We start from the raw sequence: 11,222 nt of genomic DNA, 5'->3' as shown, positions 1-11,222 counted from the left end.
GTGCTGCGTTGGTCGGCTGGCGGTGGCGCCGGTTCCGGCTTTGGTGCTTTGCGTTGGCGGGTTCCGGTTTGCAGCGCGCGGGTCGGCTTGCGTTGGCGGGTGCCGGTTCCAGCGGAGGGGTCACCAATGCGGTCATGTCGCCTTGCGTTGGTGGTCGCTCGGGTCCTGACGCGCGTGGTTGCGTCATCACCGCTGTTCAGATGAGTCGTGCGGTCGGCTCGCTTCGCATTGCCGTTGTGGGGTGGCTCGGCTTCGCCGTTGCCCTGCGTTGGCGGGGGTGGTGCTCGCGTTGGCAGGGTGGGGCTCGCCTCGCCTTAGCAAGGGTGAGGGCTCGCCTCGCCTTGGCTACCAGAGGCCCGGGGCCTCTTCCTTGCGCGCGTCCTCCCACCGGTACTCGCGCAGGTTCACCTTGCCGTCGAGGTTCGGCACACCCTCTTCATGTAGAAGCTGAAGTTGGGTCTCGCGGAGGTGCGGCGCGCAGGTGCCGTCGGCCTTGAGAACGCGTTGCCACGGCAGGTCGTGCCCGTCCTCGTTGAGGATGCGGCCGATCAGCCGTGGCGACGGTGCCTTGGCGAGATCAGCGATGTCGCCGTAGGTGGCGACGCGTCCGCGGGGGATGGCCCTGATGAAGTCGCGGACCCGCTCGTGGATCTCTTCGTCCATCCCTCGAGTCTAGCTAGATGCCTTTCGCCCAGGCGGCCACGACGGCGTGGTAGTCGGGGGCGTTGGGCGCGTAGTTGATCGAGTGGCCGTAGCCGTTGAGGACGTAGGTGGAGAGGCTTGGGACGGCGGGGAAGAACTGGCCCTCGTCGGCCTTCAGAGCTGCGGCCGACGAACAGTCGCTGCCCATCAGGGGGAGGCCGGAGCTGCAGAAGTGCGTGTCGTTGCCGACGACGATCATCACCGGGACCGTGATGTTCCGGGAGATCGGGATGACGACCGTGTTGAGCAGGATGGTGTCGACGGCCTCGGTGACCGCGAAGACGTCCTTGGTGGACTCGTCGAACGAGATCGCGCCGGGGATCAGCGGGCCGGGCTTGTGGAACGAGTTGTAGCGGGTGTCCGGCATGGTGGTGAGGTAGCCGAGGTCCAGGCTGGTCGGGATCATGTTGGCCAGCACGGGGACGACGGTCACGTAGTTCATCTTGTGCGTGAAGCCGGTGACCAGGACGCCGTCGACGTCGCGGTAGGTGCCGGCCTCGATCATGGCCATCGCGGAGCCGATGGAGTGGCCGGCGACGATCACCTTGGAGAAGCGGGGTTTCAAGCGAGCGATCACCTGGTGGACGGCGCTCGCCTGGGTGGACGCGGTGATGAGGGCGCTGAGTGGCTTGGAGCTCTGGCCGGTGCCCAGGCGGTCCAGCGCCAGGGTGGCGAAGCCCGCCTTGTTCTGGGCCCTGGTGAACGAGTGGGTCGAGGGCTCGTAGCCGACGTCCCAGTACGACCTGTCGTAGGTGCCGCCGGGGATCAGCACCTGCACCGTGGTGGCGCCGTCGGGGACGCACAGCCTGCCTGCCATGGTCTCCTGCGAGATCACCAGCGGGCTGAGCCCGATTCTCACGGGATAGTTGACGTTCTGGCAGGAAACTGCGGCGGAGGCGGGCAACGGGGCGAGCAGGGTTCCGGTGGCGAGCAGGGCCGCGGCGCACAGCCGGCGGAAACGCATGGTGGAACGACCTCCAACTAGTTGCGGGGGACGGCCTTCATCAACAGGCCGTCGGGGTACGGAGCGGACGTGAACTTCACGCGCGCCGGACGAGTGGGGACGAGTCGCCAGCGCGCGGCGATGGTCGCGAGGGTGATGACGATCTCGGTGTGGGCGAAGACGTTGCCCAGGCACTGGCGGTTGCCGCCGCCGAACGGGATGAACGCGCCGCGCGGCAGGCCCGCGATGAAGCCGGGGGTCCAGCGGTCCGGCGAGAAGCGCTGTGGTTCAACGAAATAGCGCGGGTCGTGGTGCAGGGCGTGCGGGCTGACGATCACCTCTGCGCCCGCGGGAAGCAGGACGTCGCCGAGTTGGACCTCGACCAGCGTTCGGCGCATCACGAACCAGATCGGGTACATCCGCAAGGTTTCCTGCACGACCTGCGCGGTGTAGGTCAACGAAGCCACGTCCGCGAACGTCACAGGCCGATCGCCGACGACCGAGTCGATCTCGGCGTGTAATCGGCGTTCGATCTCGGGGTTGCTGCCGACCTCGTAGAGGGCCCAGGCCAGGGCGATCGCGGTGGTCTCGATGCCGGCGGTCAGCAGCGTCAGGACCTCGTCGTAGGTCTGCTGGTCCGTCATGCCGACGCCGTCTTCCTGCGCCAGCAGCAACATCGAGAGCACGTCGCCGTGGTCGGTGCCGTCCGCGCGCCAGCTCTCGATCACCTGCAGCACAACGGCTTTCATGCGCGCGATGGCGGCGTCGAATTCCTTGTTGCCTGGAATCGGGAGCTTCTCGACGAAAGCGGGCGACAGCGCGCGGATCATGCCCTGCTGGATGACGGTGAAGATCGAGCGGCGGACCTCCTCGACCGCGCGTTGCCCGATCTCGGTCGAGAAGAGCGCCTCGCCGACGATGGTGACCGCGAGTTCCTGCATGTCGTTCTCGATGACGCGGACCTCGCCGGGTTGCCACCGCGCAGCCAGCGAAGAAGCAGCACGAGCCATCGTCGAGGCATACGCTTCGATCCGTTCCCGATGGAACGCCGGCTGCATCATCCGGCGCTGTCGCAGGTGGTAGTCGCCGTTCGACAGAAGCAGCCCGGTTCCCAGGTACGGCTGGAACTTGTCGAACATCGCGCCCTTGCGGAACTTCGATCCCTGCGCGACAAGCACTTCATGGGTGAGTGTTGGATCGGAGACGAAATACGCGTGCAGGGGACCGAGGTCAAGGCGCACCACGTCGCCGTGTTCGTGCAGCGCGTCGGTGAACTTGGCGCGCCGGGTGAGCATCGCCGGGGTGTGCCCGAGTAACGGCCAGCGGTGGGGAGCCACCGGGACGGGCATTCGGACTCCTGAAGAGTTGGGGCCGAATGGGGACGGACCACCCTAGGAGCCGTTTGGGGGAAGATGACAGTGCCTGAACGGGTGGTTCCGGGTCACTCTGATGGTTCAGCGCACGGACCCCTCGGGTGACTAAGCTCGTGCATCTTCCCCGAACCGCCAACCGAAGAGGGTGTTCACCGTGGCAGAGACCCAGGACTGGGTGCCCCTCGGCATCGACACCAACGTGCCGAGCATGGCGCGCGTCTACGACTACATCCTCGGCGGCGCCCACAACTTCGCCGCTGACCGGCAGGTGGGTTCCCAGATCGAGAAGCTCGTGCCGGGGCTGCCCAGCGTGGCCCGGCTGAACAGGCGGTTCCTCGGCCGCGCGGTGAACTTCCTGATGGACCAGGGGGTTCGCCAGTTCCTCGACATCGGATCGGGCATCCCGACGGTCGCGAACGTGCACGAGGTCGCGCAGGAACGTGATCCGGCGGCGCGCATCGTCTACGTCGACAAAGACCCCGTCGCCGTCGCGCACAGCCAATTGATGCTGTCTGACAACGAAAACGCCGCCGTCGTGCAGGCCGACATGCGCGATCCGGAGGCCGTGCTGTCGAGTCCCGAGGTCGGGCGGTTGCTGCGCTTCGACGAGCCGGTCGGCCTGTTGATGCTGCTCATGCTGCATTGGGTGCCGGACGAGGACAGCCCGGAGAAGCTCGTCGCCCACTACCGCGACGCGCTGCCCGCCGGCAGCTTCATCGTGATGACCCACGTGGCCAAGGACCAGATCGACGAGAGCGTCGACCAGGCCGCGGCGGTGGTGAACCGCAGCAAGAGCGCCGACCAGATGCACATGCGCACGCACGCGCAGGTCAGCGCGTTGTTCGACGGGTTCGAGCTGGTGGAACCGGGTCTCGTCGGGTGCGGGGAGTGGCGGCCGGACGGGCCTGGCGACTTCGCGGACGAGGCGTCCATGAACATGTTCTTGTACGCCGGGGTCGGTCGTAAGGGCTGAAACCACCCTGTAGTGTCGGAGGTTCACTCCGTCGGCGCAGCGGGCGCCGACTACCGGTAGGTAAACTGCCGAACACTCTTCAACCCATACAGGGCAACGGGAATGACGAATCCAGACCGAAGACCCGATGCCGCTCCACCTTCGGACACCGCCGCCGTCCGCGCGCGAGAAGCCTTGGCGCGCAAGTGGAGCTACCTGCTCAGCAGCGTCGTTGTCGTCGCGCTGAGCAGAGACGAGCTGGACGCCGAACTGGGCGACCAGCTCGACGCGTTGTGCGCGGCACTGCACAACGAGCCGTTCGACCCTGCCCCGTTCGAGGAGGTGGGCGAGCGACTCGTCGCTCTCGGCTACGTCAATGAGCCCGGACTCCGGCGCACCGTCGACGTGCTGGGCAAAGGTCTGCTGGCGCTGGAGGAATTCCACTCGACAGAGCATCACGTGGTCCGCGTCGTCGGCGGTATCGGTTCGCTGGCGTGCGGCTTCACCGCGGCTCGTGCCCGCGCGATCCTGGATCAGCAGGAGAGCATGCAGCGGTCGTTGTTGAAGGCTGCCCGCGACGCGCAGTGGGGTCAGCGGCAGAGCGAGGCCAAGTTCGCGGGCGTCGCGACCTCGTCGACGAACGGCATCCTGATCGTCGGCCTCGACGGCAAGGTGGTGTGGGCGAACGAGGCGATCGGCGAGATCATCGGTCGCCAGCCGGAACCCGGTACCCGGCTCATGGAGCTCATCGCACCGATCTCGATCGTGGCGTTCCGCGAGATGATGGAGAAGGTGCTCGCCGAGCGCGACGATTTCGAGCGGGAGTCGATGCAGCTGCTGCGCGGAGAGGACGATCTGGCCAAGGTGACGCTGACGGCGTCGCTGCTGCGCGACGGCGACAACAAGGCCAGTCATGTGCTCGTGGTCGCCGCCGACGACACGGAGCTCGCGTTGCTGCAAGGCGAACTGCGCAGGCAGTCGCTGCACGACGTGCTGACCGGGTTGCCCAACCGGCAGTTCTTCACCACGCACCTGGAAACCGTGCTGCGCCGCGCTGATCCCGAGTTCGGCGTGACGGTGTTCCACCTCGATCTCGACGCGTTCGGCCTGGTGTGCAACAGCCTCGGCGGACGCGTGGGTGACAAGCTGCTGCAGCACGTGGCGCGCAGGCTGCGGGCGTTGATGTCCCGCGAGCAGGCGATGGTCGCCCGGTTCGACGGCGACGAGTTCGGCATCGTCGTGGAGAACTCCGCCTCCACACCGAACGTCGCGACGACGATGGCCATCATCAACGCCGACCTGGCCGAACCGGTCTTCGTGGACGACCACGGGCTCGCCGTCTCGGTGAGCGCCGGAGTGGTCCACCGGCCCTCGCCCGACGTCGACCCCACGGAGCTGCTGCGCATGGCGGACCTGGCGTTGCGGCAGGCCAAGAAGGACCAGCGCGGCCAGTGGGAGCTGTTCCACAGCAACCAGGACACCGAGCGCAGGCGCGACCACGCACTTGCCGTCGTGATGCCGGGAGCGTGGGAGCAGGGCGACATCGGCGTGTGCTACCAGCCCGTTCGCGTGCTCGCGACCGGTGAGCTGGCCGGTGTCGAGGCGGTGCTGCACTGGGATCTCTCTGACCGGTGCGCCGAACTCGCGGACCAGACGGGCCTCATCCTGCCGATGGGCGAGTGGCTGATCAGGATCGCGGCCGGCCAGGCGCAGTGGTGGCGCCAGCGCGGCGAGCTCGACCAGCAGTTCGGCGTCCGGCTCACCCGGCACCAGTCGACCGACGCGGATCTGGTGTCACGCGTGGGGAAGGTGCTGGAGGAGACCGGGATGCCGCCAGAGCGCATGACGTTGTGCATGCCGGTCGGCGTGCTGGGCGTGGCCGACGCGGCGGAGAACCTGCGCACGCTGGCGGACATGGGAATCAAGATCGCGCTCGAGGACTTCGGCCTCGGGCCGCAGGACCTCGCCTGGCTCTCCGAGCTGCCGATCGTGTCCGTGTGCGTGCCGAAGGATCTGGTGTGGCGTCAGGATCCTCGTTCCGCCGCGCTGATCCCCGCCGTGCACGACCTGGGCGTGAACATCTGCGTGGACGGCATCGAGACCGCGGAACAGGCGAAGTGGTGGAACGACGCGGGCGCCGACCTCGCGATCGGCGCCCACTTCGGTCCGCCCCGGGATGCGGGCGAGTTCATGGAGAAGCTCGAGAAGTTCTAGATGCTGCGCTGCCACGCGACGACCGCCGCGTGGTAGCCGGACGAGTTCGGTGCGAAGTTGAAGCAGTGCCCGTAGCCGGTGAGGACGAACGCGTCGAACCGCGGCGCCTTCGGGAAGAACGGCCTCTCGGACGCGGCCAGCGTCTCGGCGGACGAGCAGTCGGCGCCCAGCGGCGGGGTGCCGCAGAAGTGGTCCGCCGCGGCCTGGGCGGTCATCACCGGCGCGGTGATGCCGCGGCTGGCCGGGATCACGATGTTGTTCATGAGGATGGTGGTGATGGCCTCACCCGTCGCGAACACGTCCTTTGAGGACTCTTCGTAGTCCACCACGGCGGTGTTCAGCGGGCCGGGCTTGTGGAAGGTGTCGTAGCGGGTTCCCGGCGCCGAGGTCAGGTAGCCGGGGTCGAGGCCGAGCCTGCTCAGGCGCGGATCAAGGGTCACCGGGATCATGCTGGCCAGCGCGGGCAGGACCTTGACGTAGTTCCACTGGTTGGTCATGCCGGTGATCAGGACCCCGTCGACGTCGCGGTAGGTGCTCGCCTCGACGATCGCGATCCCCGAGCCGACGGAGTGGCCGCCGACGAGGACCTTCTGGAACCGGGGCCGCAGGCTCTGGATCACGTGGTGCACCGCTTCTGCCTGGCTCACGCTGTTGACCAGCAGGCTCAACGGTTTGCTGCTCCTGCCGGTGCCGATCCGGTCCACCGTCATGGTGGCGATGCCGGCCTTGTTCATCGCCTGCCGCACCGAGCGGACCTCCGGCTGGACCGGGATGTCCCAGTACTCGCTGGTGTAGGTGCCACCGGGAACGAGGACCTGGACCGTCGTCGCCCCTCGCGGCACGCACAGCCTGCCGAACATGGTCTGCTGGGTGAGCCCGAAGCGCACCGGGGTGTACACGTCCTGACAGCCGGCCGTGGCGGCGTTCGCCGAGGTGGGTGCGGGGACGAGCAATGCGAGCAGTACGGCGGCACAGAGCCGACGGAGACGCATCGGGGAACAACCTCCAACTAACGGGGAACGGCCTTCATCAGAAGGCCGACGGGGTAGACGGCGTTGGTGAACTTGGTGCGCACAGGCCGATCGGGGACCAACCGGTAGCGAGCGCAGACGGTCGCCACCGCGATGACGATCTCGGTCAGCGCGAAGTGGTTTCCGATGCACTGGTGGATGCCGCCGCCGAACGGGACGAACGCGCCCTTCGGCAGCCGGCGGACGTGATCGGGCGTCCAGCGGTCCGGGTCGAAGCGTTCGGGGTCGGCGAAGTGCGCGGGGTCGTGGTGCATCGCGTGCGGACTGATGATCACCTCGGTGCCGGGCGGCAGGCGGACGCCCCCGAGGTCGACCTCCTCGGCGGCACGGCGCATGAGCAGCCAGAGCGGGTACTTCCGCAGCACCTCGTTCGCCACCTGGCCGACGTAGGTCAGCTTCGGCAGGTCGTCGAACGTCACCGGGCGCCCTGCCAGCACCTCGTCGAGCTCCGTCAGGACCCGCTGTTCGACCTCGGGATTGGCTGCGATCTCGTGGAAGATCCACGCCAGCGCCAGTGCGGTGGTCTCGATCCCCGCGGTCAGCAGTGTGATGACCTCGTCGAAGACCTGCTGGTCGGTCATCGGCTCACCGGTCTCGGCGTCCCTGGCCAGCATCAGCGTCGACAACAGGTCGCCGTGGTCGGCGGTGTCGGCGCGCCGGCTCGCGATGACCTCGTGCACGATCGCGCGCATCCTGGCGATGGCCGCGTCGAACTCGCGGTTGGCCGGGATGGGCAGCTTCTCGACAAAACCCGGCGAGAGCGCGCGGACGATGCCGTTCTTGATGATCACGAAGATCGACCGGCGGGCCTCGTCGATCGCGCGCTTGCCGATCTCGGTGGAGAACAGCGCCTCGCCGACGATCGTGATGGCGAGGCCCTGCATGTCCTCCTCGACCTGCCGCACCTCACCCGGCCGCCAGCTCTCCACCAACTCCCGTGTCGCGCGGATCATGGTGTTCGCGTAACCCGCGATCCGGTCGCGGTGGAACGCCGGCTGCATCATCCGGCGCTGGCGCAGGTGGAAGGCGCCGCTCGACATCACGAGCCCGTTGCCGACGAACGGGCGGAACTTGTCGAACATTCGCCCTTTGTGGAACTTCGTCGCATCGGTTACCAGCACCTGATGCATCAGCTGCGGGCTCGTGACGAAGAAAGTCCTCATCGGACCGAGATGAACCTCGACGAGGTCGCCCTGATCTCGCAAATTCGTGGTGAACTCGAATCTTTTCCGCAGTAACGGCAGGGTGTGCCCGAGAAATGGCAACCTGCCGGGTGCCACCGGGACGGACATCATCGCTCCTCGCGACGTGGAAAGAGGTGGACAACAATAGGAGTCATTCGGTCGAGCGGGACAGTGCCCGATCGGGTGGCGCGCGTTCACACTGGCGGCCCAGTCACATGCGCCTCGTGCGTGACTAGGCTTGTGCGCCCACAACCCGAAGAGGTGGTCGCCGTGGCCGAAGTGCAGAACTGGGTTCCGCAGAGCGTGGACGTCTCCGTGCCGAGTGCGGCGCGGCTGTACGACTACCTGCTCGGGGGTGCGCACAACTTCGCGGTGGATCGCCAGATGGGCGAGAAGGTCGAGCTCTTGATGCCGCACGTGCGCAGTGCCGCCAGGATCAACCGGGCGTTCCTCGGCCGCGCGGTGCGCTTCATGATCGACCAGGGTGTGCGTCAGTTCCTGGACATCGGCTCCGGCATCCCGACCGTGGCCAACGTGCACGAGGTCGCTCAAGCAGTGGATCCGGAGTGTCGTGTCGTGTACGTGGACCGCGATCCGGTGGCCGTCGCGCACAGCGAGCTGATCCTCGCGGGCAACGACCGCACTGGCGTGCTGCAGGCCGACATGCGTGACCCGGACAGCATCCTGGGCAGCGCCGAGGTGCGCAGGCTGCTGGACTTCGACGAGCCGATCGGCCTGTTGATGCTGCTCATGGTGCACTGGGTGCCGACAGAGGCGGACCCGTGGGGTCTGCTGAAGCACTACCGCGAGGCGTTGCCCAGCGGGAGCTACCTGGCGATCACGCACTTCGCCAGCGATCACAACGACGAGGGCTCCAACGCCGCGGCCGCACGGATGAACCAGGCGGGCGGGGACCAGGTCGTCCCGCGCAGCCGGGACGAGATCGCCGCCCTGTTCGGTGACTTCGAGCTGGTCGAGCCGGGACTCGTCGGATTCGCCGGATGGCGGCCGTCCGGGCCTGGCGACATCTCCGACGACCCGGCGATGAACAGGATTGCTTACGCCGGCGTCGCTCGTAAGCCATGACAAACCTCGATCGAGCGAAGCTGATTCACGCTGTCGGTCGAAAAGAGACCGACAGCTAGTGGGTAAACTGCCGAGCAATCTGAGCCCCACGCGAGGCAGCCCCGAATGTCGACCCCGAGTCGAAGACCAGACGTCCCATCATCGCCCCAGGAAAACGTCCGGGCGCGGCTGACTCTTGCGCGGAAATGGTCATATCGCCTGCTCGGCACGGTGGCAATTCCAATGGGCAGCGAAGATCTCGACCAAGAACTGAGCGGCAGGCTCGACGCGTTGTGCACGATGCTGCACGAGGAGCCGTTCACCACGGCTCCGGTCGAGCGGGCCGGTGCGGATCTGGCGGCGCTGGGGCACCTGGGGCAGTTCGGTTTGCGCTGCACCACGGAGGTGCTCGGCAAGGGGTTGCTCGCGCTGCCGGAGTTCCAGCCGGTCGAGCGGTACGCGGAACGGATCGCGCTCGCGATCGGCGCACTCGGGTGCGGCTTCACCGCGGCCAACACCGAGTCCGTGCTCGCACAGCAGGAAAGCATGCAGAAGTCGTTGCTCAAAGCGGTGCGTGACGCCAACTGGAACCTCAAGGAGAGCGAGGCCCGCTACAACGAGGTGGTCACGTCGTCCGCCAGCGGCGTGCTGATCGTCGATCTCGAAGGCCGGCTGCTCAGGGTGAACGCGGCCGTCGCCGACATCCTCGGGCGCACCGCGGAGGAGCTCACCGGGGTTCCGCTGCTCGACCTCATCGTGCCCGGCTTCGCCGAGATGCTGCGGGAGGCCATGGAGGAGCTGCTGAGCGGCGCCGCGGAACGGATCAGGCAGTCGCAACGGATGCTGCGCAAGGACGGCGAGGTCGCGCGGCTGACCCTGACCGCGTCGCTGCTGCGCGGTGCCGACGACGAGCCGAGCCACTTCGTCGTGGTGGTGGAGGACGGCACCGAGCTGGCGCTGTTGCAGGGCGAGCTCAAGCGGCAGGCGCTGCACGACGTGCTGACCGGGTTGCCGAATCGCCAGTTCTTCACCACTCAGCTGGAGACCGTGCTGCGCAAGGCCGATCCCGAGCACGGCATCACGATCTTCCACCTGGACCTGGACGCGTTCGGCATGGTGTGCAACAGCTTCGGCGGCCGGGTCGCCGAGCGGCTGCTGCAGCACGTCGCGCAGCGGCTGAGGGTCGTGATGGCCGGCGAGAAGGCCATGATCGCCAGGTTCGACGGCGACGAGTTCGGTGTCCTGGTGGAGAACACGGCGACCACACCGGGCGTCGGCGCGATCATGAAGAGCATCAACGACGACCTGCTCGAACCGACCTATGTGGACGGTCACGGCCTGGCGGTCTCGGTGAGCGCGGGCGTGGTGCACAGGCCTTCTGCGGACGCCGAACCGCTCGACCTGCTGCGCGCGGCGGACACGGCGTTGCGCAGGGCCAAGGTGCGCAGGCGTGGCCAGTGGGAGGTGTTCCACGCCGAGCAGGACGCCGAGGAACGCCGTGACCACGCGGTGGCGGTGAAGATGCCGGGTGCGTGGGAGAACGGCGAGATCACCGTGCGGTACCGCCCGATCGTGCGGCTGGCCGACGGTCAGGTCGGCGGTGTCGAAGCGGCGTTGCACTGGGACCGGCCGGGTTTCGAGGCGCTGGACCACGACCGGTGCGCGGGGCTGGCCGAGGCGACCGGGCTTATCCTGCCGCTCGGCGAGTGGCTGCTGCGCGTCGCGGGCGGCAGCGGCGTCGGTGGCGGCAGGCGCGAT

General features: G+C 67.5%; 9 protein-coding genes. 4 read left to right on the top strand and 5 right to left on the bottom strand.

Going from position 1 to position 11,222, the window contains the following annotated elements; translation table 11 throughout:
- Positions 1-345: 345 nt before the first annotated feature.
- Genes FXN61_RS06565 through FXN61_RS06555 form a run of 3 tightly spaced genes read right to left on the bottom strand, consistent with a single transcriptional unit; the run spans position 346 to position 2,994 of the window.
- On the bottom strand, positions 346-663 hold the full coding sequence (locus FXN61_RS06565) for an MGMT family protein (RefSeq protein WP_167971240.1): 318 nt from the start codon (positions 661-663) through the stop codon (positions 346-348).
- A 13-nt stretch (positions 664-676) separates the two neighbouring features.
- The gene (locus FXN61_RS06560) at positions 677-1,666 is read right to left on the bottom strand and encodes an alpha/beta hydrolase (protein WP_167971239.1); all 990 of its coding nucleotides are present in this window, start codon (positions 1,664-1,666) and stop codon (positions 677-679) included.
- Positions 1,667-1,683: 17 nt separating this feature from the next.
- Positions 1,684-2,994, bottom strand: a complete 1,311-nt coding sequence (locus FXN61_RS06555) for a cytochrome P450 (protein ID WP_167971237.1) — start codon at positions 2,992-2,994, stop codon at positions 1,684-1,686.
- 178 nt (positions 2,995-3,172) lie between these two features.
- On the opposite strand from FXN61_RS06555, the gene FXN61_RS06550 reads away from it, so the two are divergent.
- Both FXN61_RS06550 and FXN61_RS06545 read left to right on the top strand, forming a co-directional pair.
- On the top strand, positions 3,173-3,991 hold the full coding sequence (locus FXN61_RS06550; RefSeq protein ID WP_167971235.1) for an SAM-dependent methyltransferase: 819 nt from the start codon (positions 3,173-3,175) through the stop codon (positions 3,989-3,991).
- Positions 3,992-4,093: 102 nt separating this feature from the next.
- On the top strand, positions 4,094-6,184 hold the full coding sequence (locus FXN61_RS06545) for a putative bifunctional diguanylate cyclase/phosphodiesterase (RefSeq protein ID WP_167971233.1): 2,091 nt from the start codon (positions 4,094-4,096) through the stop codon (positions 6,182-6,184).
- Here FXN61_RS06545 and FXN61_RS06540 read toward each other — a convergent pair.
- Positions 6,181-7,176, bottom strand: a complete 996-nt coding sequence (locus FXN61_RS06540) for an alpha/beta hydrolase (protein WP_167971224.1) — start codon at positions 7,174-7,176, stop codon at positions 6,181-6,183. The two genes, FXN61_RS06545 and FXN61_RS06540, sit on opposite strands and share 4 nt — an antisense overlap.
- 17 nt (positions 7,177-7,193) lie before the next feature.
- Positions 7,194-8,507 carry a cytochrome P450 gene (locus FXN61_RS06535; RefSeq protein ID WP_167971340.1) on the bottom strand — a complete coding sequence of 438 codons (1,314 nt, stop codon included), beginning with the start codon at positions 8,505-8,507 and terminating at the stop codon, positions 7,194-7,196.
- Between the two features lie 153 nt (positions 8,508-8,660).
- On the opposite strand from FXN61_RS06535, the gene FXN61_RS06530 reads away from it, so the two are divergent.
- Positions 8,661-9,485 carry an SAM-dependent methyltransferase gene (locus FXN61_RS06530; RefSeq protein WP_167971338.1) on the top strand — a complete coding sequence of 275 codons (825 nt, stop codon included), beginning with the start codon at positions 8,661-8,663 and terminating at the stop codon, positions 9,483-9,485.
- A 222-nt stretch (positions 9,486-9,707) separates the two neighbouring features.
- On the top strand, positions 9,708-11,222 hold a 1,515-nt coding region (locus tag FXN61_RS06525), incomplete at its 3' end, for a diguanylate cyclase domain-containing protein (protein ID WP_246290875.1).

Origin of the sequence: Lentzea indica, assembly GCF_012184385.1 — a bacterium.
Classification (GTDB): domain Bacteria; phylum Actinomycetota; class Actinomycetes; order Mycobacteriales; family Pseudonocardiaceae; genus Lentzea; species Lentzea indica.
The sequence above is the reverse complement of the archived record's forward strand: the minus strand, read 5'-3'. Positions and strand labels throughout refer to the sequence as shown.